This is a genomic window from Streptomyces sp. NPDC043996 (assembly GCF_056435225.1).
Genome location: NZ_JBWKEY010000013.1, coordinates 289,415 through 312,335, shown reverse-complemented (window position 1 = coordinate 312,335; position 22,921 = coordinate 289,415). Strand labels below are relative to the sequence as shown.

Genomic DNA, 22,921 nt, shown 5'->3' with positions numbered 1-22,921 from the left:
CGCGCTTGCGCGCTTGTCCTCAAACGTCGGTTGACAGGGCTCGCTTGAGGATCTTGCCCATGTCGTTGCGCGGCAGCGCGGTCAGGTAGTGGACCGATCGCGGGCGCTTGTGCGGGGACAGGCGGCGGGCCACGTGGTCGGCCAGTTCCTCCAGGGACGGGGGCCTCGCGGCGTCCGTGGGGACGATCCACGCCACCACGCGCTCGCCCAGGTCGGCGTCCGGCTCGCCGGTGACCGCGGCCTCGCGCACGCCGTCGTGCTCCAGGAGCGCGTTCTCGATCTCACCGGCCCCGATCTTGTAGCCGCCGCTCTTGATGAGGTCCGTGGCCTTGCGGCCGACGATGCGGACATAGCCGTCGGGGTCCCGCACGGCCATGTCGCCGGTGCGGAACCAGCCTCCGTCGGCGAACGCCGCCTCGGTGGCGTCGGGGCGGTTGAGGTACTCGGTGAACAGGTTCGGGCCGCGCACCTGGATCTCGCCGACGGCCTCCGGGTCCCCGGAGATCTCCCGCTCGGCCTCGTCGACCAGGCGGAGTTCGACGCCCGGCAGCGGCACGCCCACGGTGCCCGCGCGCGGCGCGCCGTCCGCGCGGACGCTCGTGTTCATCAGGGTCTCCGACATCCCGTACCGCTCGATGACCCGCCGCCCCGTCGCCGACGCGATCCGCTCGTGGTCGTGCACGGGCAGCGCCGCCGAACCCGAGACCAGCAGGCGCGCGCCCGCGAGGGCCTTGACCAGCTCCGGCTCGTCGGGGAGCGCCTCGGCGACGCGGTGGTACATGGTCGGCACGCCGAACATCATCGTCGCGCCGTCCGCGAGCTCCCTGGCCACGCCGCTCGTGCTGAACCGGCCCAGGTGCCGCACCGAGCCGCCCCGGCGCAGCGGCCCGAGCACGCCGATGATCAGGCCGTGGACGTGGAACAGGGGCAGGCCGTGCACGAGGACGTCGTCCCCGGTCCACGCCCAGGCGTCGGCGACGGCGTCCAGCGTCGCCGCGAGCGCGCGCCGGGGCAGGACCACGCCCTTGGGCGGTCCCGTGGTGCCGGAGGTGTAGACGATGAGGGCGGGGTCTTCGGGGGACATCTCACGGGCGGCGGGAGCGGCCTCGGGGGCTCCGGCCAGGATCTCGGTGACGTCCACCCGGGCCAGGGCGCCCAGCGCCGGGGGCAGTTCGTCGCCCGCGGCGGCGAGCACCAGCGTCGGCTCGCTGTCGCCGAGGATGTGCGCCAGCTCCTTGTCGCCCGACTTCGGGTTGAGCGGCACCGCGGGCACCCCGGCGAGCAGCGCCGCCACCAGGCCGACGGCGGTCTCCAGGGTCGGCGTCGCCCACAGGGCCACCCGGTTCGCGCCCGCCGCCCTGACGCGGGCGGCCACCGCGCCCGCGCCGGAGGCGAGTTCGGCGTACGACAGGGATCGCTCGCCGAACCGCAGGGCGGGGCGGGCGCCCGGTGCCGTCAGGGCGGGGATGAGGGGTTCGGGTTCCACGGGTCGTCCTCCGTAGGTGCGCGGGAGCTTGATCACAATGAGGTCCACCGCCAACCTATCCACCCGCCCGCCTCCGCACGCCCCCGGCCGGGGAGGCGGTCCTGCGGCGGTCCTGCGGGCGCCGAATTCGCTTTTCCGGTGGGGCAGGCGCGCGTTAGCCTGCGCGCGGCGCTCCGCCCGGGCCGCCCGTACCCCAAGGAGCGCACCCGTGGGCCTCGCCGTCGCCCTCGCCACCCACCGCCCCCGGCCCGACATCGGCCCCGACCGCGACCTGCCGGAGCTCGTCCGGGCGCTCGGCGACGCGGGCGCCACCGCGCGGGTCGTGGTGTGGGACGACGAGGACGTCGACTGGGGCTCCTACGACCTCGTCGTCATACGGTCGACCTGGGACTACATCGAGCGCGTCGCCGAGTTCACCGCCTGGACGGAGAAGGTCGAGCGTCTTACCGCGCTCGCCAATCCGGCCCGCGTCATCCGCTGGAACGCCGACAAGCGCTACCTGGGCGACCTCGTGGCGGCCGGGGTGCCCACCGTGCCGACGGCGTACGCGGCTCCCGGCGACGGCTGCGAAGCGGTGCTCCCCGAGGGCGAGTTCGTCATCAAGCCCGCCTACGGCGGCGGCGCCCACCTCGCCGCCCGCTACCGCCCCGGCGAGCGCGCGGCCGCCCGCGCCCACGTCGCCCGGCTGCACGACGAGGGCCTCACCGCCATGGCGCAGCCCTATATGCGGTGCGTCGACACCACCGGCGAGCGCGCCCTGGTGTTCTTCGGCGGCCGCTTCCAGCACGCGATCCGCAAGGGCGCCGTCCTCGCCCCCGGCGTCGCCTTCGACGCCCCCAAGGTCTCCCACCCCGGCGTCCGCGCCTGGCACCCCACCGCCGCCGAGCGCGAGGTCGCCGAGCGGGCGCTGGCCGCCGTACCGGGCGCGCCGGAGCTGCTGTACGCGCGCGTGGACCTGGTCGACGGCGACGACGGGGCGCCGCGCGTGATGGAGCTTGAACTCGTCGAGCCGAACCTGTTCCTGGGCGTCCACCCGCACTCGCTGCCGGTGGCCGCGGAACAGATCGTTCAGCGTGCGGGCGCGGGCAGGCCTTAGGGGCTGTCGTCCCCGCCCGGGAACGACACCCGCTGGAGCAGCCCCCAGGTGAACTCCGCGACGCACGGCCGCCGCGGGCCCGCCGCGTCGCTGGTGTCCGGGCCGCTGAACGCGAGCCGCCACCGCGTGGGCGCCGTGCCCTCCATCGGGCGGGCGGGGGCGAAGGCGCGGGCGGCCTCGTCGACCGTGCAGGACCAGGGGGTCAGGTCGGCGAGCGTGCGCAGCGCGGGCGAGGGGGCGCCGGGGGCGCGGACCAGCCACTCGTTCCAGACGGCGTTGTTCGGCGCGAGGAGCACCTCGAAGCGGAGGTCGGGCCAGAGCGGCACCGGCCACAGGAGCGCCTCGCACTCCAGGTCGCCGATGCGGCGGGACGTACGCGCCTCGGGCTCGCCGAGCACCGAGCGGTAGCGGGAGACGGCCGCGCGGGCGCGGGGGCCGCGCGCCATCGCCTGCCAGCGCCGGTTGGCCTCCCGCATCCCGGCGACGGAGACGCCGAGCGCGCGCCGGGCGTCCTCGACGAGGTCCGGGTTGTGGTCGGCCATGCGGCGCAGGAGCACCAGCTGGAAGTCCAGCGGGGTGAAGGGCGCGGAGGGGGATGTGGGCATGGGCCCCATCGTGACCCATGGCCCGGCCGGGGGTGGGCGCCCCCTCCGCGCCCGGTCTCAGCGCACCCCGGGCCGTACGGTCCGTACCGTTCGCACCGGCCTCAGCGCGCGGCCCGCTTCAGGAGCCGCTCGTGCTCGTCCTCGGCGATCTGCTCGCCGGACGACGGAAGCAGCTGCGGTATGCCGTCCACGATGGGATAGCGGCGGCGCAGGCGCGGGTTGTACAGGGCCTGCTCCACGCCCGCGGGGTCGGACTCCTCGGCCTCCAGCAGCGTGAGCGGGCCCTTGTCCAGCGGGCAGGCGAGGATCTTCAGCAGGGGGTCGTCGGGGGTCATCCGGAGGTCAGCTCCTTGGGGGGTGGTGAGGGTGCGGCGGCGGGCGGCGGCGCGTCGTGCTTGGGCATCACGAGCAGCACCGTCACGGCGAGCAGGGTGCCCGCGACCCGCAGCGCGAGCCGCACCGGTTCTTCGGGCAGCGCCTCGCCGAACGCGAACGTCCCGAGCACCGCCGTGAACAGCGACGTCACCGTCGTGCACACCGGCACGATCAGCGAGGCCCGGCACCGCTGGAGCGCCGCCTGCGACATGATCAGACCGAACGCGCCGGTGAACAGCAGCAGATACGGGTACGGCGAGGCCAGCAGGCCGAGCAGCTCGCCGCCTAAGCCGTCCGTCGTGAGATGGCCGGAGACGCCCTTGATGGCCAGCGAGCTGACGCCGTACAGCAGGCCCACGCCGACGCCGTACTCCACGCCCGACGACGGCTGCCGGTGCCTCCCGTGGGCCCTCGGCTCCGTGGCGGGCGCCGTGGAGTTCCGCGCCCGGCGCTCGCCGTACGCGTACAGCCACACGCCGAGCGCGAGCGAGGGCAGACAGACCAGGAGCACCAGCGGCACCGGGGCGTCCTCGCCGACGGTGTCGGACCCCTCGTCCAGGGAAAGGACCACCATGAGCAGCGCAAGGAGGATCGCGCCGACGGCGATCCGCTCGCGCGTCGAGGTCCGCTCGCCGAGCAGCCGCGCGGACAGCACGAGCAGCAGGACGAGGCCGGAGACGAAGATGCCCTGGGCGGCGGCGATCGGCAGCGTGCGGTAGACGGCGAGCTGCGCGCCGAAGCCCGCCGCGAGCGCCAGCGAGCCGCCGATCCACAGCGGGCTCGACACGACCTGCCGCAGCAGCCGCAGCGGCTGGCGCACGCTCACCGAGGGCATCGCGGTCAGGGCCCGCTTCTCCAGGACGAAGCCGGTGCTGTAGAGCACGTTCGCGAGCAGCGCCGCGACCACACCCACCCACATGGGCCTCAGGCCTTCCGGGCGTGCAGCAGCAGGATCGAGGCCGCGCCCGGCACCTTGCAGGCGAGCCGGTCCAGGGGGCGCAGGGGCCGCGGCACGCCGTGGAAGGGCGCCCCGGCGAGCCGGACGACGTCGAAGCCGGACGCGGCCACGAACTCCCGCAGCGCGCGGGCGGTGTAGAGGCGCAGGTGGCCGACGACCTCGCGGCCCGGACGGCCGTGGATGCCGCGCAGGCTCACCTCGGAGAACACCGGCTGCACCCCGGCGAGCAGCAGCCCGCGGTTGTACCAGGCGGCCAGGTTCGGCGTGGACAGCATCAGGTGGCCGCCGGGCCGCAGCACGCGGCGCAGCTCGTCGAGGGCGCTGTCGGGGTCGACGAGGTGCTCGATGACCTCGCTGAACAGCACGGCGTCGGCGGACCCGGCGGCGAACGGCAGGCCGCCCTCGGTGAGTTCGCCGCGCACGACGTGCGGCAGGTGCGCGCTCGCGCGGCGCAGCGCGTCCTGGGACCAGTCGACGCCGATGACGCGGTGCCCGGCGAGCAGCGGCGCGGCGGCGCGCGCGGCGGCGCCGTCGCCGCAGCCCACGTCGAGGACCACGCGGGCGCCGCGCGTCGCGGGGCCGAGCGCGGCGGCGAGCATCCGGGCCTGCCTCAGGCTGCGGGCGTCCCCGGAGGCGACCGGCACGGCCGGGTCCTCGTAGAAGTCCCGGAGGCCGCGCGGGCGTTCGGGCGCGGCCCGCTCGGTCGTGCCGGTGGCGTCAGTCGTGCCAGTTGCGCCGGTCGTGCCAGTCGCGCCGCTCGCGCCGGTCGTCGTCATGCGCCGGGTCCCTCCTCGGTGGCGTGGAGGTAGTGCTCGAACAGGTCCCGCAGCCGGACACCGTCGCCGTGGCCAAGGAGCGTCCTGGACCAGCGCAGGGCCAGGTGCAGGCGGCCCGCCGTGGACGCCGTGGTCACGGTCAGGCCGCGCGGCACGCGGGCGGGCGCGGAGAACCACACCGCCGACGCCGCCCCCGCGTCGCCGAAGTCCAGGGCGTACGGGATCCGGCCGATGTTGCTGAGCAGCGTCGTCGACGTCCAGGGCGCGGCGGCCCTGCGAAGCCCCCGGGTGACGGCGGCCCGCACCCCGACCGGCAGGACCGGCGCGGTGAGCAGGGTCGCGCCGTGGCCGAGCTGCGGGCGGGACAGGGCCTTGAGGGCGCGGGTGCGGTCGGAGGTGCGGCGCAGCAGCGCGCCGATGGCATCCGGGTGCGGCCCCGCGTCCAGGAGCGGCGTCAACTCGGCCGCGCCGAAGGGCACTTCGACGAGCCGGGTGCCGTTGCCGATGGGCATCGACGCGTCGCGCGGCCGGTCGTCGACGGGCATGGTGATGCGCAGCGGCCGGGGCGCGGAGCCGTGTTCGCGGTTCCAGTGGGCGATCATCAGGGCCGTCGTCACCATCAGCTGGTCGTTGACGGTGAACGGCGAGCCCTTGGGGCGGCGCGGCACCGGCAGCTCCGCCACCAGCATGCCGTTGCCCGGCGACGGCTCGGGCGCACCCGCGGCGACGCGCGCGGGCGGCGCCCACGGCGAGGGCAGCCCCTCGTCCCGGGCGCCCGCCGCCGGGGTGGCGGCGGCGGGCGCCCGGGTCGGGGGCGCGGCGGGCGCGTTGTCCCGGCCGCCGTACAGCTCGGCGGCCGTGGCGAGGACCCGCAGACAGGCGGGGCCGTCCAGGGCGGTGTGGTTGATGGTCAGGAACAGCACGCTGGCCCCGTCGCCCGCCGCCGTGTCGGTGACGACCTCCAGGCGCACCGGAGGGGACGCCGTCAGCGGCGGCGCGTCGCACAGCGCCCGCTCCCTGGCCCGCTTCAGGCCGTCGGCCTCGGGGCGCGGGAACGTGACGACCTCCACGTCAGGGCCTTCGGTGAGCTCCCACTCGTAGCGGCGCCGGTACCAGGCGCCGCGCGCCTCCCGCATCAGGATGCGCGGGTGGCGGCGCAGCGCCTCGTTGAACGCCGTCCGCAGCCGGGCCGCGTCCGGGGTGCCCGGCAGGTGCACCTCGATGTGGACGGTCTCCGGCTCCTCCTCCTGGAGGCAGTGCCGGGCGACCTCGTCGACGACGGGGAACGGCACGCGGCGCGGCGGGCGGCCGGGGCCGTCCGCACGCCGGGCCGGGTTCTCCAGGGCGGTCATGGCCGGTGTTCCCCTCCCTGGTCAGGGCCTTGGCCAGGGCCCTGGTCGGGGGCCTGGTCCGGCATCCGGTCCGTGATCGGTGCGGTGCCGTCGCCGGGCTCCGGGCCGCGCGGCGCGCCCATGTCGCGGTCGGGGCCGAGCGGCAGGGTGCTCGCGGACGGGTCGGGGCCCGGCGCGGGCGACGGCGATGCCGTCGGTGGCGTCGGCTTCGCGAACGGGTCGGCGGCCGGCGGCGCGGCGTGCTTCGCCAGCGGGTCGGGACCCGGCGCGGCGGGCGGCGGAACGGCTCCCGGCGTCACGGCCGGAGGCTGTGGCGCCCCCGCGACCGCGACCCCCGAGGGAGCAGCCTCGCGCACCGACACCAGGGCCGCGAACAGGCCGAGGTACGCGAGGATCTGGGCGGTGTGCCCGAAGGCGCCCGAGTCGGCGGCGACGGTCTCCCCGGCGCCGGTCGCGGCGACGATCCCCGCCCCGGCGAGCCCCAGGAACGCGAGCGGCACGAGCAGCGTGTGCCGCCGCGCGGCGAGGACCGCGAGCGCGGGCACGAGCAGCGCGAACCAGCCCGCGACCACCACGGCCACCAGCGTCAGGACCACCGTGCCGAGCACGAGCCCGGGCGCGGGCGGCGCCACGTCGGGCCCGTCCGGGTTCGGGTCGCGGCGGCGCACGAACACCAGCGCCACCAGGGCGAGGACGCCCACGCCACCGCCGATGAGCCCGGCCTCGTACACCGTCGACGGCTCGTAGGTCAGCTTGACCGTGCCGCCCTCGCCGGCCGGGATCAGCCAGCCCTGCTGCCAGCCGTCGAGCCGCACCTCGCGCAGCTCCTTGCCGTTGAGGGTGGCCTTCCAGCCGTCGTTGACGTTCTCGTACGTGGTGAAGTACGCGGCGGCGCCGTCGCCGACGCTCACCTCGCGCTTGTCGCCGAGCCAGTCCTTGATGCGCAGGTCGCGGGCGGTGGTGTCCAGGTTGCCCGGCGTGCCGCGGGTCAGCGTGACGTCGGTGACGGCGAGCGGGCCCGCGTCACCGGCCTCGACCCGGTGCTGTCCGGCGCCGAGGCTCACCGACTCCTTCTTCTTGCCGCGCTCGCACAGCGTCACCTCGACGGGGCGCCGCTCGACCAGGTCGCGCACGGTGCCCTTGGCGCTGGTCGCGTACAGCTTGCCGTCCACGGAGAGCTCGGGGCCCTCGCCGCAGGCGAGCGAGAAGCCGCGGCTCGCCCGGGGCTGCTTGGTGCGCAGGGCGTCGAGCGCCGGGATGTAGGCCTCGGTGAGGCCGACGGGCAACTGGAGCTTGTCGTCCGCGACCGGGTTGTGCAGGGTCAGCGGCGCGGTCTTGGTGATGGTGATGGTGAGCCGGTTGGTGTGGATCGGCGTGAAGCGGGCGACGCCGTTCTCGTCGACCCCGGCGGTCGCCGCGCCGTCCGGCGAGCTGATCTCGATCTTCTCGGGCCGCGTGGACAGGCCGCCCGCGCCGGGCAGCACGATCTCGCCCACGTCGACCTTGTCGGGCCAGCGCAGATGGATCACCGGGCGGTCCCCGGCGATCCACGCGGTGGTGAGGTCGCCGTCGGTGAGGTTGCGGGCGGACAGGCCCGAGCCCAGGTCGGAGGTGGAGTCCGCGCTGGCGATCAGGCGCGGCGCCGTGCCGGGCGCCGCCTTGTAGAGCAGCTCGTCGAGCGCGCCGCCCGGCACGGCGACGGCCTTCAGCTTCACGTCGTACGTGCTCTGTCCCGTGGTGCTGAACCGGCGGTGAAGCCCGGCCTCGGCGGTCACCGGCGACAGACCGCTGGGGTCGGCCGAGCGGTGCATGGAGTACGTCGTCGCGTCGGCGTCGGCGCCGTCCGTGCCCCGGACGTCATCGGGCATCCGAAGCAGCTTGGTCACCTGGACGCCGGGGATGCTGATCTCCGCGAACCCGGCGCCGGTCAGACCGCGCTGGGCGTTCTCCGACTTCAGGATGGTGATCTTGATCCAGTCGGAGTCACCGGGCTTGGCCGCGACGCGCTGCGTCATGCCGTTGGGCCGCAGGTAGGTGGTCTTCTCGCCCTGTTCGGTCTCGACCCGGACCTTCGTCGGGGCGGCCCGCACGCCCTGCTGGGCCAGCGGCATGACCTTGAACGACGCCGGGATCTCGGTCTTCTTCCGGAACTCCGCCTTGATCCACTCGCCGTTGGGGCTCTTCGGGTTCCCTTCCGTCCAGGCGGTGTCGGGGTTGCCGTCGAAGGCGTTCACCGGGTCGTACTGCGGCAGGTGGAAGAGCCAGTTGCCGTACGAGGAGGCCGACACCGACTTGGCGCCGCGCAGCTCGGCCGTCGTCTGGTGCTCGACGCCCTTGGTCGGCAGGATCTGGTGCGGCTTCTTGCCGGGGTCCTGGAGCGCGCCGGAGGCGTTCTTCTCGTTCTTCGTGTACGGGTACGAGGTGTTGGTGTTGACCAGGCCGAACCGGGTGTCCGCGCGCCGCAGCCCGTCGCCGACCGCCTGCAGCCCGGGAGGCGAGGAGAGCCCCGGGTGGCTGTCGCCGGTCAGGACCACGGGCCGGTCGCGCAGTTCGGGGTCGGCGGACAGCGGAAGCAGCGCCTCCGGGCCGCCGCTGACGACGGCCGTGTTGGACACCGGCTTCAGGCCCGCCTGTCCGGGCCGTTCGACGTCCTTGCCGGGGGTGTAGATCTCCACCGCCCTCTGGCGCGGGTACAACCCTTCGACCTGCACCGGAGTGTCCTCGGCGATCCTGCCGCCGGTCTCGGTCGGCCCGAAGCCGGTCACGCGGGTGTAGCCGGACTGCTCCAGGGTGCGCTTGACCGTGGCCGTCGGGACATGGCCGATCTGGTCGGGGTCGAGGTCGTTGCGCACGACCACGTAGTGGAGCCCGGCGCGGCTCAAGTAGTCCCGCAGACCCGGCACTTCGCCGCCCGACATCAGGGCCTGCTCCACGGCGTCCATCGCGCGCCGGTTGCCGGGCGTGCCGAACGGCACGTAGTCGCGCTGGGCCCACCGCGAGTCGGCGAGCACGTCGAGCGGCTGGTCGATGGGGGAGCCCCACGAGTAGATGCCGTGCGCGGTCGCGGGCACCACCAGGGCGCGCGAGTCGGGCGAGTACTTCTCCAGCCAGTTCGCCGTGGTCTTCCAGTAGTCGGGCAGCTCACGGAACGAACCCGGCTGCAGGATCGAGCCGTTGAGGTAGGGCCAGGCGAGCCCCGGAAGCACCAGGAGCGCGCACACCAGCGGCGCGAACCGGCGCCCGGGCACGGGGCGGGCGCCGCGCGCCTGCGCCGCCACGCCCGCCAGGTGCGCGAGGCCGAGGGCCAGGGCGAGGGCGAGCCCCGTCTGGAACTTGTAGATGTTGCGGAACGGCACCAGCCAGCCGTTGAGCCAGTCCTGCACCGTGCCGTGGAAGGGCGCCCCGGACGCGCCGCCGTACCCGGCGAGCGTGATGAGCGCCACCGACGCCACGGTGAGGACCAGCCAGCGCCGCTCGGGCAGGTCGCGGCGCGCGAGCCCGGCGAGGCCGAGCCCGGCGGCGAGCGCCGAGCAGACGACGGTCACCACGGACGTGGCGACCGTCCACCCCGCGGGCAGCCAGGCGTCGCCGAAGTGCAGGTACGCCACCCAGTTACCGGCGCCGCGCAGCGTCTCGGTGGCCGACATGGTGCCGGTCGTGGTCGCCGAGTTCTCCACGTACGGAAGGAAGTTCTCGCCGTAGATGCCGAGCAGGAGCAGCGGCACCACCCACCAGGCGGTGGCCAGGATGACGCCCGGCACCCACCAGGTGATGAGCTTGCGCTTGCGCGGCCCGTTCGGGCGCGACAGCAGGTAAAGCGCCACCGGAAGCAGCGAGGCCAGCGTCGACGCCGCGTTCACGCCGCCCATGAACGGAATGACGAGCGCCGAGCGGAACGCCGCGATCCGGGCGGTCACACGGGCGTTGGTGAGCGGAAGCAGCACCCACGGCAGGAACGCCCCGGGCAGCGCCGCCGCCGAGGTCGAGCCGATCACCACGGTGAACGTCGGCCACAGCGCGTACACCACCGCGCCGAGCAGCCGTGAGCCGCGGCCGCCGATCCCGAGCCGCTCCGCGAGCCGCAGGGCGCCCCAGAAGGCGGCGGCCACGATCAGCGAGAACCACAGCCGCTCGGCTATCCACACCGGCAGCTGCAGCAGATCGGTGAGCGCGTAGTACGGCAGCATCGGGAAGGCGTAGCCGATGTACTGGTCCTGCAGGCCTCCGAAGCCGCCCCGGTCGTGCCACAGCTGGCCCAGGTCGGAGAGGAACTGCCACGGGTCGGTGGCGACGCCGAGCTTGGTGTCGAACGTCATCCGCCCCGGTTTGACCGCGAGGAAGCACACGAACGCCACGGCCCAGAACCCGGCGGGCCAGCGCCATGAGCGCGGCCCGCGCTCGGGTTCCGGCGTGGGTGCCGTCGGTCTGAGGGCGGCCGGGGGAGGAGCCGTGGTGGTCATGGGCACCGCCTGAGGATGAGGAGGAGGTTCCAGGTCGCGAGTTCGCGCACGCCGGGCACTTTCGTCACCGACTCGGCCAGGAACGGCCAGTAGCGCGAGCGCGCCGTGACGACGCGCACGTCGTCACGCGCCCGGACCTGTCTGAGCGTCGGACCGATGTGATGGGCGAAGAGGTTCACGCCGAGCGTGTGCTTGGCGGGCCTGCCGGTGCGCCGCTCGTAGCGGGCGCGGGCGCGCTCGGCGCCCAAGTAGTGCCACGGCGCCCACTCGTGGCCGCCCCACGGGGACAACCAGTTGGTGTACGCCACGTAGATCAGTCCGCCGGGCCGGGTCACCCGCACCAGCTCGCTGAGGAAGGTCTGCGGGTCGGCGACGTGCTCCAGGACGTTCGAGGAGAACGTGACGTCGGCGGCGCCGGAGGTGACGGGCAGCAGATAGCCGTCCGCGACCACCGCGCCCTCCGGCGGCTTGGTGCCCTGGGCACCCAGCTCCGCGAGGTCCGGTTCGAAGAGGAACGCCTGCGCGCCGCGCCTGCGGAACTCCTCGGTGAAGTAGCCGGCGCCGCCGCCCACGTCGACGACCACCTTGTCCCGTACGGGCAGATGGCGCTCGACCTGGTCGGCGGCGTCACGGGCGAGCAGCGCGTAACACCGCTCCGGCTGCTGCTGTTCCCGCATGAAGGCCCGGAACAGGGTCACGGAGCGGCGCAGCGACGGGTCCTTCACACGGACCTCTTCGTTGGTGGTGGTTCGTACGCGGCGACCGCCTCGGCGGCCACCGCACGGAACTGGTGGACAGTGTTGGCCCAGCGGTAGTGCGCGGCGCGCTCGGCGGCCGCCTTCCCGAACGCGCGGCGGCGCTCGGTGCTGAGGGCGAGGGTGCACCAGGCCGCGGCGAACGAGCTCTCGCCGTGCGCGAGAAGCCCGGTCACCCCGTCCTCGACGGAGTCCCGCACGCCCGGCACGTCGAAGCCGATCGCGGGCGTGCCGCGCGCGGCGGCCTCGGTGACGACCAGGCCCCAGCCCTCGACGGCCGAGGGGTGAAGGAGCAGCCACGCCGCGCACAGCAGGCGGTGCTTCTCGGCCTCCGAGACATGGCCGGTGAACTGCACGTCCGGGCCCGCGAGCCGTTCCAGACGGGCCCGTTCGGGCCCGTCGCCGACGATCACGAGCCGGCCGCCGGTCACGGGACGGACCCGCTCCCACAGCCGGAGCAGCAGGTCGACGCGCTTGTACTCGACGAGCCGCCCCATCGCGAGGAAGAGGGGTTCGTCCGAGCGGTCGTGCAGGGGCCCGGGTTCCTCGACGCCGTTGTGTACGACGCGGATCCGGTCGCCGTCGACGCCGAGGTCGCGCAGCGCGGTGGCTGTCGACGGCGAGACGGCGATCAGGAGGTTGCCGCGCTGGGCGCCCGAGAGGGCCCAGTGTTCGAGCTTGCGGCCGAGCCGGGCGGCCGGGGCGAGCGGCCCCTGGAAGCGCATCCCCCACAGCTCGGTGTGGACGTGGTTGACGAGGCACACGGTGGGGCCGCGGTGCCACAGGGGCGCCAGGTACGGCATGCCGTTGCACACCTCGACCAGGAGGTCGGAGCCGCCGACCTGGCGGCGGTAGGCGGAGCGGGCGCGCAGATAGTGCCCGAGGTCGCCGCCCGCCGACACCACGCGGTAGTCGCGGTAGGCGGCGGGGCCGCCGCACAGCAGCGTGACCTGGTGGCCCGCGCGCGTCAGCCCGTCGGCCAGGCGGTCGACGAGGAGTTCGGAGCCACCGGCCGCGGGGTTGTCGAGGTCGCGGCGGGCGAGGAAGGCGATCCGGCGCGGCTGTGGGGGCAGCGTCGGATGGGGCCGCTCGGGCCGTGGTGCGGCCGGTCGCAGCGACGACGGCACGTGCTGGGGCATGGGGTGCTCCATCGTCTCGGGGTGCGGAACTGTGGGGGGCTAACAAGGGGCGGCGCGTGGTGCGGTTCGGTGGCGGACGGTCGGTTTCGGGGCGGGGCTCCGGGTCTCGCGTGGGGGCGGAGCGCCGCCGGGGACGGAACGGCGGGGGTGCCGGGGGTGGTGCCGGGGGCGGTGCGGGCGGTGCGGGGCGATGCGTGGGTGGGGTGGATAGTTTTCGCCGCACCGAACGGTGCGGCTACTCACCGAAGTGACAATTTTGACGCTTCTTAGAGCTGACGTCTCATCACATCGTGGTGGGTTGCAGGGCGCTTGGGGAGGAACCGGAATCTGGACCACTCAGATCCGGCGATCCACCGGGTCCCTGATGTCCGCTCGCACCCGTTTTGCGGCCCCGTACGACGAGGACGACACCGGCGGCCGTGAGCAGCGCGCCGAGGCCCCCGGCGCCGATCGGCAGCGTCTCGCCGACCAGCTTCAGCCGTGAGCCGTCGTCCTTGGCGAGCTTCACCTGGGCCTTCTGGGTCTTGGTGTCGAAGGCGATGCGCTTGCTGTCCAGGAGCACCGTGCGGTCCTTCTTGCCGCCGGGCGCCCGCAGCGTCTTGCGGGGCCCGATGGCGGCGTAGATGATCCGGCCCGTGCGCTGGTCGGCGACGAGTTCGATCTTGTGGTTGAGGTACCACTCCTCGGCCATGACCTGGCTGCGCTTCAGTCCGACCGTGCTGCCCGGCACCTGCCGGGTGCCGGTCCTGGTGGGGTCCACCTTGCCGCGGAAGAGGAGGCCCTCGTGGCCCTGGATCTTCCTCTTCTCGACGAAGCGGAGCGGCACCGTGGCGCCCAGGGTGGCGTCCCACCACAGATAGGTGCGTTCCTGCACGTCAAAGGGGAACTTGAGGTAGGCGTCGCCCTCGAAGTACGGCTTCTCGCCGCAGCAGTGCACCGGCTTGTTGGTCTTGCGGTTGGTCACCCAGCGCTCCTGCGTCCACAGCAGAGCGTCATGTGGATCGGCGGCGGGCAGCGACTTGTCGGGGTCGACGGACGTGACCACGTCCCACACCGCCCTGCCGGACTTCTCGCTGGCCTTCACGTCGCCGCGGACCTGTCGAGTGACGGTGAGGTTCCGGTCGCGGACGGTCTTGATCTCCTCGGTGTCGAAGTAGCTGCCGGTGCCCTTGAAGACGGTGACCTGGTCGACGTCGATGGGCGTGCGCTTGGCGCGCGGCTCGACGTACCAGGCCAGCATCGGGGCCAGGACCAGCAGAAAGACGCCGAGGCCGAGCAGGACCAAGGACAAGGGCGAGGCTGTACGGCGCGTCATCCGGCGCTCCTGCCGTGAGGTGGACAAAGACACAAAGAACAGACACAAAGAACAGGCACAGAGAACAGAACTCTCGACACGGATCGATCACATGTCGATCGCGAGCCGATCACAGGTCGGTCACGGGCGGTCGCCCACACGTCAGCCGCTCAACTGTGAGGCATTACCGCTGAGTTATGGAGGTGCTTCCGTGTTGTTGCGGGGGAGTTGCCCGAATCGCTGCGGCGCTGTTGCCGCGGTGTTACTGACCCGTATGGGCCGGGAACGCTAGGCGGACCCTTGACGCAGTGTCAATGCGTTGTCGACACTGGGCACCTGCCGGACGGGGCCGGCAGCGGGCCGGTTCTCGACTGTGTGCGACCGGATCGCACAGGGTCGGGTGGGACGACCTCCAGCAGAGAGGCTGACCCGGTATGCACCGACTGCTCGCCGCGACACTGACCGCAGGGCTCGCCGCCGCCCTCGCCCTGGGCGCCGCCTTCGGCATCGTCGCGCTCCTGAACGCCACGCCCGACCAGCCCAACAGACCCCTCGTGCACTACGAGTCGCCCGACCGGAACCAGTGACGCGCATGCCCTCCGTCTCCGAGACCGTCTCCGAGGGCCATCGCCCCGCCGCCGCGCGATCGGCCTGGCGCGATGTGCCGCCCCTGCAGGTCAGACGCTTCGCCGCGCTCGCCCTGGAGGAGGTGCCCGCCCTCGCCCAGGACATCCTGCGCGAGATCCGGGCCGAGTACCCGGGCCTGCCCGTCGTCCTCGACGACTCCGGCGAGCCCATGGCGCTCATCGGCATCCGCCGCGCCCTGGAGGGCTTCGTCCAGCAGCTCGCGACCACCGGCCGCCCGCGCTACCACCCCGAGGTCTTCCAGGAGTTCGGCCGCGGCGAGGGCATCGAGGGCCGCAGCCTCGACTCGCTCCAGGCGATCTACCGCCTCGGCGTCAAGCTCGCCTGGCGCCGCCTCGCCGAGATCGGCCAGCAGACCGAGATCCCGCCCCCGGCCATGTACGAACTCGCCGAGTCCGGCTTCGAGTACCTCGACGGCCTGGTCGACCAGTCGGTACGCGGCTACGCCGAGGCCGCGGCCCGCCAGGCCGGGGAGCGGCTGCGGCTGCAACGTAAGCTGATGGAGTCCCTGCTCTCCGAGCGGCGCTTCGAGCCCCCGCCCCACGCCGCCGTCGGTACCGAGGGCGGCCTGGACGAGCGGGCCGCCCGCGTCGGCTGGCAGCTGCCGGAAAGGGTCGCCGTCGGCGTGCTCCTCCGGCCCGCGCGGGAGGCGGTCGCCCCGGCCGTCGGCGAGGGCGTGCTCCTGGACATGGAGGCCGAACAGCCCCGCGTCGTGGTGCCGGACCCGGAGGCCGCGGGCCGCCCCGAGCTCCTGCGCCGCGCCATGACGGGCTGGTCAGGGGCGATCGGCCCGCCCGTGGCGCTGGCTGACGCCGCGAAGTCGCTGCGCTGGGCGCAGGCCGCGGTCGGTCTGATGCAGCGCGGACTGCTGCCCTCCGGTGAGGTCCTGCTGTGCACGGAGCACACCGAGGCCCTCGTCCTGCTCCAGCCGGAGGAGCTCATCGAGGACCTCACGCGGCGCTGCCTCGCACCCCTGGAGCACTGCGGCCCGGCCCACGGCCGCCGCCTGGCCCAGACCCTGCTCGCCTGGCTCGAGACCCGCGGCGGCGCCCCCGAAGTAGCCACCCGGCTAGGTGTGCATCCGCAAACCGTGCGCTATCGCCTGCGCCAGATCCGGGAGCTGTGGGGCGACGAGATCGACGACCCGGACCGCCGCTTCGAGCTGGAGCTCGTCCTGCGCGCGCGGCGGCTGCGGGGCGACCTCGGACGCCCCTGACACTCCACGAGGGTGCCCGCCCCAGGCGACCCGGACGATTTGATTCCGCACACAATCTTCACCGCTTCGGCTCCCTCCGGCACCGTGGGGGACCTAGCCTCCATGCCTCATGGGTCCCATGGATTACTGCCACGCGTGCCACCGGCACCTCAACGGCGCCTTCGCCTGCCCGGGGTGCGGAACCCCGGCCGAGGCCTGCCGTGCGTACGGGGAGTCGCTCGGCGCGAAGGCCGGGCCCGCCGCGGCCACCGGCGCGCCGGAGACGGCGTACGAGGAGAGCGGCGCGTACGACGCCTACGCGGACGCGGATGACGAGGGCGGAGAGCACGGCGACGTCGAAGGCCGACCGGCGCCGCGCGGCCGGGGCCGCCGCCGTGAGCGCACCCGGCGGGCCGCCCAGCACCGCCGCAGGCGCCGCCGGGTGCTGCTCGCCACCGCGGGGATCGTGCTCGCCGCGGGCGGTCTGAGCCTGGCCGAACTCGGCACGGAGTCGCGGTCCGAGCGCCCGGAGGCGGCCTCCTCGGCAGAAGACGGGGAGGCCGGGACGGACGGGGAGGGCTCCGGGCACCCGGACGGCGAAGGGGGCGCGGTCGGCGCGGGCACCGGCGCCGAGCCGGTGTCGAACTCGGCGTCCCCGTCGGCGAAGGCCACGGACGCCCCCGCGGACAAGAAGACCAAGGGCAGCGAGGGCGGCGCGGACGGAAACAAGAGCGAACGGCAGCGGGAGCGAGCGACACCGGACGGGAGCACGCCGGACGGCGGCGGCGCCTCGTCCTCCGCAGGCCCCTCCGCCCCCGGCCCCCAGCCCTGACCGGCATCGTCGACCGCCTTCAGGCGCGCGGCCTCGTCGAGCGGCGCCCCGATCCCACCGACCGGCGGGTGAAGCTGGCGGCCCCGACCGAGGAGGGCCTCCGCCACCGCGCGCGGCTTGCGCGAGTCCCTGGACTTCGCGCGCGAGCCCCTGGCCGGGCTCTCCCAGACCCGACCCCGTCGGAGACCTGCGACCGCTTCCTGTGGTGGTGCACCTAGAGCCGGGGCGGCGCTACTCCTCCCCGAGCATCCGGCGCAGCAGCCCGCGCAGCGAGACCCGCTCCTCGTGACGTTCGACGGCTCGCACTTCAGCCGCAGGGCGATGCGCCGCATGGGCAGCGGCTCCAGGGAGAGCAGGCCGAGGACGCGCGCCTGCGCGCCGGTCAGGGCGTGCTTGGCCGCGGCGACCTCGTACTCCTCGTGGTAGCGCGCCACGACCGTGCCGATCAGCTCGACGACGTCGAGGGTCAGCGGATCGACCGGGGAGGCGACGGGGGAGTTTTCGGTGGCCATGCCCTCATCGTACCCATTTACTTGACAACCTAAAATATCGAGGCGCATGATTATTTCAGAACATGAAGCATTAGGTCCGAGGAGGGCACCCCCATGTCCGTCACCCCCGAGCAGTTCCCCGCCACCGGCCGCGCCTGGCACCTGGTGCGGCGCCCGCACGGCTGGCCGGTCCCGGAGGACTTCGCGCTGCGGGAGGTCCCCGTCGAGGCCCCCGCCGACGGTCACGTCCTGGTCCGCAACCTGCACTTCTCCGTGGACCCGTACATGCGCGGCCGCATGAACGACGTGAAGTCGTACATCCCGCCGTTCGAGCTCGACCAGCCCATGGAGGGCGGCGCCGTCGGCGTGGTCGTCGCCTCGAACGCGGACGGCTTCGCGGCCGGTGACCACGTCCTGCACTTCGCGGGCTGGCGGGAGTACGCGTCGGTGCCCGCGCGGCACGCGACGAAGGTGGACGCGCAGGCCGCGCCCCTGTCGGCGTACCTGGGCGTGCTCGGCATGACGGGCCTGACGGCGTACGCGGGCCTGCTTGAGGTCGCGTCCTTCAAGGAGGGCGACGCCGTCTTCGTCTCCGGTGCCGCGGGCGCGGTCGGCGGCCAGGTCGGCCAGATCGCGAAGCTCAAGGGCGCCTCGCGCGTCGTCGGCTCGGCGGGCTCGGATGACAAGGTCAAGCTCCTGGTCGAGGAGTACGGCTTCGACGCGGCCTTCAACTACAAGGACGAGCGCCCGGTCGTCGAGCAGCTGAAGGAGGCGGCCCCCGACGGCATCGACGTCTACTTCGACAACGTCGGCGGGGAGCACCTGGAGGCCGCCATCAGCCGCATGAACGTGGGTGGCCGCGCCACCATCTGCGGCATGATCGCGGGCTATAACGACACCGAGCCGACCCCGGGCCCGCGCAACATGGCCATGATCATCGGCAAGCGGCTGCGCCTGCAGGGCATGCTCGTGAACGACCACCAGGACCTTCAGCCGCAGTTCGTGCGCGAGGTCGCCGGGTGGGTCCGCTCCGGCGAGCTGAAGTACCGCGAGACGTTCGCGCGCGGCATCGAGTCCGGCGCCGACGCGTTCCTCGGCATGCTGCGCGGTGAGAACACCGGAAAGATGATCGTCTCCCTCACCGACTGAGAACTTCCGCGACTCGGTAAGGTAATTCCACTACGTCGTTCCGGCGGGCGCGCGGAACGGCACCCACCAGGAGGATCCGACAGTCATGTCCATCCAGAAGATCGACGTCAAGTACACCGCCGTGGCCACCGCGGAGAACGGCCGCGACGGCCGCGTCGCCTCCGACGACGGCCAGCTCGACGTCGTCGTGAACCCGCCGAAGGAACTGGGCGGCAGCGGCGCGGGCACCAACCCCGAGCAGCTCTTCGCCGCCGGTTACAGCGCCTGCTTCCAGGGCGCCCTCGGTGTCGTGGCCCGCCGCGAGAAGGCGGACATCTCCGGCTCCACGGTGACCGCCAAGGTCGGCATAGGCCAGAACGAGACCGGCGGCTTCGGCCTGGAGGTCGAACTCGTGACCTCCATCCCGAACGTGGACGAGGCCACCGCCAAGTCCCTGATCGAGCAGGCCCACCAGGTCTGCCCCTACTCCAACGCGACCCGGGGCAACATCAAGGTGGACATCAAGCTGGCGTAACCCAAGAACGCCGGACGGGCTAAAGATCCACGCCGTGGCTGGCGAGGGTTTTTAGCCCGTCCGGCGTTTGAGGACGAGGCGCGAAGCGCCAATATCGGTGAGCGGGGGAACGGGGGCAGCCGCACCTGGAGCGGGAAGGGGCGGGCCTGGGGCGCACCCGCGAGGCCTACGGCCCCGTACGCGCGGGCGGCGCCACACTGTCATCCCCGGCGCGCCGCACCCCCGCATCCTCATCCTCCCCCAACAGATCCCGCGCCATCAGCGTCGCCCCCGCCACCGCCCCCGGCATCAGGAACACGGCGACGAACGGCACCAGAAAGGCCACGGCGAGCGGCGCCCCGAACCCCCAGGCAAGGGACTTGCGGGCCCGCAGCAGGTCGAGCCGCTCGCGCAGCCGCACGCCCCGCCGCTGGAGCGCGACCGCCGTCAGCTCCTCCACCAGGAAGAAGCCCGTGACGAGGAAGCCGAGCACCGGCACGACGGTCTGCCCGACCACGGGGACGAACCCGCACGCGAACAGCAGCACGCTCCACAGCAGGGCCCGCACCACGATCCGCAGGCTGTCGCGCGCGGAGATCCATAGGTCCCGCCAGAGCGGCAGGCCCGACTCGGGGGCGAACCCGGCCACGGACACGTCGACCTGCTCCGACAGGGACTCGTAGAACGGCTCGCCGATCAGCAGCGTGACGGCCGTGAAGCTCACCACGGACAGCAGCAGGGCGAGGGCGAACAGGAGCACCGTGAGGAAGCCGCGGAAGGCGCCCTGCCACGGGTCGCCCCAGTCGTCGGCGAACGGCGTCGCCCACGAGACGAGGTCCGTGCCCCACAGGGCGAGGGCGACGAGCGCCGCCGCGTAGAGCACGAGGGTGATGAGGCCGGGCAGCAGTCCCCATCCGTAACTCTTGCGGTGCTGGGCGACCCAGCGCTGCCCCTTCAACAGATAGCCGAAGCCCTGACCCAGATCACGCATGCGGCTCACCCTATCCGCTGGCTATCCGCTGGTCGGAGGGATGGCGCCGGAGGTGATCGTTCCGTGAATACCCCCTTGTTGCGGATGAGTTCACCCTGTAGACCTCCCCTACTGATCCCTCAAGGGAGGTACGTATGCGGACATCCCGGCCATCAAGACCGGTACTGCTCACCGCGTCGGCCGCGGCGGGCACGCTCCTGCTCACCGCGCTCGCGCCGGGCGGCGCCAGCGCCGAACCCCGCCCGAAGCCGCGCCCGGTCATCCGCGACGAGGCCCCGCGGGACGCGCCGGACCAGGCCGCCAAGGCCCCGGCGGCGGCCGCCGCCCGCGCCCTTGACGAGGCGCCCGCGCCCGAAGGCTCCGGCACGCCGCGCGGCTATCCGCGCGAGCGCGTGCTCGACGCGGAGCCGTCGAACCCCGCCGACAAGTCGATCAAGCTGGGCCTCGCCCCGTACCACGCGATCGCGCCCGAGCTGAACGCGATCCAGAAGATCGGCGACCGCGTCAGCGTGGAGATCGCGGGCCGCTCGGCGGGCGGCCACGAGCTGTACCTGGTGACGGTGACCGCGCCGGAGTCCGCGCGCGAGGCCGCCCGGCAGGAGCGGATGCGCCGCCTCATCGAGAACGCCCCCGCGGCCGCCGCCAAGGACAAGGCGATCGCGTCCTCGTACAAGACGCCGGTCTTCATCAACAACAACATCCACGGCAACGAGTGGGAGGGCACGGACGCGGCCCTCAAGCTCATCAGGAAGCTGGCCAAGGCGAAGGACGCCGGGACCCGCAAGCTCCTCACCCGCAACCGCCTGTACTTCAACGTCACCATGAACCCCGACGGCCGGATCGCGGGCACGCGCCAGAACGCCAACGGCTTCGACCTCAACCGCGACTTCATCACCGCCTCGCAGCCCGAGGCGCGCGCGGTGCGGCGCATCGCGATCACCAAGCAGCCCGCCGTGATGATCGACCTGCACGGGTACGTGAACGGCACGCTCATCGAGCCGACCACGCCCCCGCACGGCGAGAACTACGAGTACGACCTGTTCCTGAAGAACAGCTACGCCAACGCCCTCGGCATGGAGAAGGCCGTCAACGGCCTCGGCTACACCGAGGCCAAGGACGGCGTGCGGCCCGCGATCATCCCCTTCCGCGACCAGCAGGAGGGCTGGGACGACTGGCCGCCGATCTTCACCCCGCAGTACATGCCGTTCCACGGCGCGGTCGCGGCGCACACCATCGAGTTCCCGATGCAGGTGAACAACGAGGAGTACGAGTCCCAGCCGGCCGCCGAGCTGCGCCGCCGCGCCGCCATCAACGTGGACATCGCGGGCGCGGCCATGAAGGCGAGCATCGACTTCGCGGACGGCAGGCGGCGCGCCCTGATCGCCGACCAGATCGAGGTGTTCCGGCGCGGCGCCGCGGGCGCCCGGCAGGTGCCGGTGTCCAAGGAGACCGTGCCGGGCGTCCCGGGCATCGGCCCGGAGGACGTCTACACCACCAAGTTCCCGCGCGCGTACGTGATCCCGGCGGGCGGCCGCGACCAGCGCTCCGCGGCGGCCGCGTCCCGGCTCGTGGACCACCTGCTCGCCAACGACGTGCGCGTGCGGCGCGCCACCGGGGACTTCCGGCTCGGCGGGCGGCCGTACGCGAAGGGCTCGTACGTCGTCGACATGCGCCAGCCCAAGCGGGGCCTCGCCAACGTGATCCTCGCCGACGGGCGGGACATCAGTTCCAAGGTGTCGACGATGTACGACATCTCCGGCTGGAGCCTCGGGCGGCTGTGGGGCGCCTCGGTGGACCCGGCGCGCGCGGGCGACCCGGCGCGGGTGCCCTCGCGGGCGGTGCGCGCCGCAACCCGCGTCGCGTACGTCGCCCCGCGCGGTGACCTGCGGCTGCGCCTGGACGACCCGCGCGAGGTCGCGGCGCTCAACGCGCTGCTCGGGGACGGGGTGCGGGTGCGCGCCGCCGGTGCGGGATCGGTGCTCGTGCCCGGGTCCGCGCGGCGGCTCGCGCGGGCCGTGGCCGCCGAGCACGACGTCGCCTTCTCCGCCACCAAGGCGCGCGGCGGCGAGGTGCTGCGGCGCACCCGGGTCGCCGCGGCCGTGACGCCCGGCGAGCTCTTCGCGCTGCGCGAGATGGGCTTCGACGTCCTGCCGGTGTCGACCGGAGCCCTCAACGCCGGGTTCGACTGGCGCAAGGCCGACGTCCTGTTCGTGTCCTCCGGACTCGCGTACGGGAACCTCAACGCCTCGGCCAAGGCGGCACTCGACGCGTTCCTCACCCGCGGCGGCGGCCTCGTGGGCCGGGGCGCCGCGGGCGCCGCCCTGAACTCCGCCGCCGGGCTCCTGAAGGCCACGGCGGTCCAGGGCAACGAGGACGCCAACGGCGTGGTCCGCACCCGCGACCGACGCGACGGGACGGGCTCGTACAGCTTCGTCTACGCACCGATGTGGTTCACCGCCCTGGGCGCGGACGTACGAGTCGAGCAGTCATACGCCTCCGGAAACCCCCTGGTCTCGGGACACTGGCGCCCCGTCGACGGCCGAGGCGGCCCCCTGGACGCGGCCAACCGCCCCGCCGTCATCTCCGGCGAAGCCGGAAAGACACCGGTGACCCTCTTCGGCACAGAGCCCTTGTTCCGATCCCACCCCAAGGGTCTGTACACCCAGGTGGCCCGAGCCTTGCTGGCGGTGCGCTGACCTAGGCGCCGGAGGGGCTGGAAAATCCAGCCCGTCCGGCGTTTGAGGACGAGGCGCGAAGCGCCGATTGGCTTTGAGCGGGGGAACGGGGGCAGCCGCACCCGGAGTGGGAAGGGGCGGGCCTGGGGCGCCC

Annotated in this window: 18 protein-coding genes and 2 pseudogenes; 8 read left to right on the top strand and 12 right to left on the bottom strand. The window is 73.5% G+C overall.

Annotated elements, in window-relative coordinates; genetic code table 11:
- Positions 1–19 precede the first annotated feature (19 nt).
- Positions 20–1,486 carry an acyl-CoA synthetase gene (locus tag AC07A4_RS31205; RefSeq protein WP_478605009.1) on the bottom strand — a complete coding sequence of 489 codons (1,467 nt, stop codon included), beginning with the start codon at positions 1,484–1,486 and terminating at the stop codon, positions 20–22.
- A 208-nt stretch (positions 1,487–1,694) separates the two neighbouring features.
- Here AC07A4_RS31205 and AC07A4_RS31200 point away from each other — a divergent pair, with 208 nt between their 5' ends.
- Entirely contained in the window at positions 1,695–2,582 is an 888-nt protein-coding gene (locus AC07A4_RS31200; protein WP_478605007.1) for an ATP-grasp domain-containing protein, read from the top strand.
- On the opposite strand, the gene AC07A4_RS31195 is transcribed toward AC07A4_RS31200, so the two are convergent.
- The 9 genes from AC07A4_RS31195 to pgfA form a co-directional block, all read right to left on the bottom strand.
- Positions 2,579–3,196, bottom strand: a complete 618-nt coding sequence (locus AC07A4_RS31195; RefSeq protein WP_478605004.1) for a hypothetical protein — start codon at positions 3,194–3,196, stop codon at positions 2,579–2,581. The two genes, AC07A4_RS31200 and AC07A4_RS31195, sit on opposite strands and share 4 nt — an antisense overlap.
- A 92-nt stretch (positions 3,197–3,288) precedes the next feature.
- On the bottom strand, positions 3,289–3,522 hold the full coding sequence (locus AC07A4_RS31190; RefSeq protein ID WP_478605002.1) for a Trm112 family protein: 234 nt from the start codon (positions 3,520–3,522) through the stop codon (positions 3,289–3,291).
- Positions 3,519–4,469, bottom strand: coding sequence for a hypothetical protein (locus AC07A4_RS31185; RefSeq protein ID WP_478605059.1), 951 nt, complete (start codon positions 4,467–4,469; stop codon positions 3,519–3,521). The genes AC07A4_RS31190 and AC07A4_RS31185 overlap by 4 nt, the downstream gene beginning before the upstream one ends.
- 17 nt (positions 4,470–4,486) lie before the next feature.
- Complete coding sequence (locus AC07A4_RS31180; RefSeq protein ID WP_478604999.1) at positions 4,487–5,296, bottom strand: class I SAM-dependent methyltransferase; 810 nt, start codon at positions 5,294–5,296, stop codon at positions 4,487–4,489.
- The gene (locus AC07A4_RS31175) at positions 5,293–6,648 is read right to left on the bottom strand and encodes a condensation protein (RefSeq protein WP_478604996.1); all 1,356 of its coding nucleotides are present in this window, start codon (positions 6,646–6,648) and stop codon (positions 5,293–5,295) included. Before AC07A4_RS31175 ends, AC07A4_RS31180 begins: the two co-directional genes overlap by 4 nt.
- Positions 6,645–11,108, bottom strand: coding sequence for an alpha-(1->3)-arabinofuranosyltransferase (locus AC07A4_RS31170; protein ID WP_478604993.1), 4,464 nt, complete (start codon positions 11,106–11,108; stop codon positions 6,645–6,647). The genes AC07A4_RS31175 and AC07A4_RS31170 overlap by 4 nt, the downstream gene beginning before the upstream one ends.
- Positions 11,105–11,833, bottom strand: a complete 729-nt coding sequence (locus AC07A4_RS31165; protein WP_478604990.1) for a class I SAM-dependent methyltransferase — start codon at positions 11,831–11,833, stop codon at positions 11,105–11,107. Before AC07A4_RS31165 ends, AC07A4_RS31170 begins: the two co-directional genes overlap by 4 nt.
- Entirely contained in the window at positions 11,830–13,002 is a 1,173-nt protein-coding gene (locus AC07A4_RS31160; RefSeq protein ID WP_478604988.1) for a glycosyltransferase family 4 protein, read from the bottom strand. The genes AC07A4_RS31165 and AC07A4_RS31160 overlap by 4 nt, the downstream gene beginning before the upstream one ends.
- Positions 13,003–13,285: 283 nt before the next feature.
- Positions 13,286–14,317: a cell envelope lipid trafficking protein PgfA gene (gene pgfA, locus AC07A4_RS31155; protein WP_478604985.1), complete on the bottom strand. Its 1,032-nt coding sequence runs from the start codon at positions 14,315–14,317 to the stop codon at positions 13,286–13,288.
- A 413-nt stretch (positions 14,318–14,730) separates the two neighbouring features.
- Between pgfA and AC07A4_RS31150 the strand changes: the two genes are divergently transcribed.
- From AC07A4_RS31150 to AC07A4_RS31135, 4 genes and pseudogenes are all read left to right on the top strand, one after another.
- Positions 14,731–14,883 (top strand): hypothetical protein, encoded by a 153-nt coding sequence (locus AC07A4_RS31150; protein WP_478604983.1) that lies wholly within the window; start codon positions 14,731–14,733, stop codon positions 14,881–14,883.
- A 5-nt stretch (positions 14,884–14,888) separates the two neighbouring features.
- Positions 14,889–16,157, top strand: a complete 1,269-nt coding sequence (locus AC07A4_RS31145) for a PucR-like N-terminal domain-containing protein (RefSeq protein WP_478604981.1) — start codon at positions 14,889–14,891, stop codon at positions 16,155–16,157.
- A 109-nt stretch (positions 16,158–16,266) separates the two neighbouring features.
- Positions 16,267–16,968: an SCO2400 family protein gene (locus AC07A4_RS31140; RefSeq protein ID WP_478604980.1), complete on the top strand. Its 702-nt coding sequence runs from the start codon at positions 16,267–16,269 to the stop codon at positions 16,966–16,968.
- A pseudogene (locus tag AC07A4_RS31135) lies at positions 16,962–17,133 on the top strand (MarR family winged helix-turn-helix transcriptional regulator); the annotation flags it as partial. The gene AC07A4_RS31140 and the pseudogene AC07A4_RS31135, both read left to right, overlap by 7 nt.
- A 119-nt stretch (positions 17,134–17,252) precedes the next feature.
- Here the strand turns inward: AC07A4_RS31135 and AC07A4_RS31130 are convergent.
- A pseudogene (locus AC07A4_RS31130) lies at positions 17,253–17,480 on the bottom strand (MarR family transcriptional regulator); the annotation flags it as partial.
- 93 nt (positions 17,481–17,573) lie between these two features.
- Between AC07A4_RS31130 and AC07A4_RS31125 the strand changes: the two are divergent.
- Positions 17,574–18,608 carry an NADP-dependent oxidoreductase gene (locus tag AC07A4_RS31125; RefSeq protein WP_478604978.1) on the top strand — a complete coding sequence of 345 codons (1,035 nt, stop codon included), beginning with the start codon at positions 17,574–17,576 and terminating at the stop codon, positions 18,606–18,608.
- An 85-nt stretch (positions 18,609–18,693) separates the two neighbouring features.
- A complete protein-coding gene (locus tag AC07A4_RS31120; protein WP_478604977.1) occupies positions 18,694–19,122 on the top strand; it encodes an organic hydroperoxide resistance protein in 429 nt (142 codons plus the stop codon).
- A 166-nt stretch (positions 19,123–19,288) separates the two neighbouring features.
- On the opposite strand, the gene AC07A4_RS31115 is transcribed toward AC07A4_RS31120, so the two are convergent.
- A complete protein-coding gene (locus AC07A4_RS31115; RefSeq protein WP_478604974.1) occupies positions 19,289–20,092 on the bottom strand; it encodes an EI24 domain-containing protein in 804 nt (267 codons plus the stop codon).
- A 134-nt stretch (positions 20,093–20,226) separates the two neighbouring features.
- Here AC07A4_RS31115 and AC07A4_RS31110 point away from each other — a divergent pair, with 134 nt between their 5' ends.
- On the top strand, positions 20,227–22,788 hold the full coding sequence (locus AC07A4_RS31110) for a M14 family zinc carboxypeptidase (protein WP_478604972.1): 2,562 nt from the start codon (positions 20,227–20,229) through the stop codon (positions 22,786–22,788).
- The last annotated feature ends 133 nt before the right edge of the window (positions 22,789–22,921 follow it).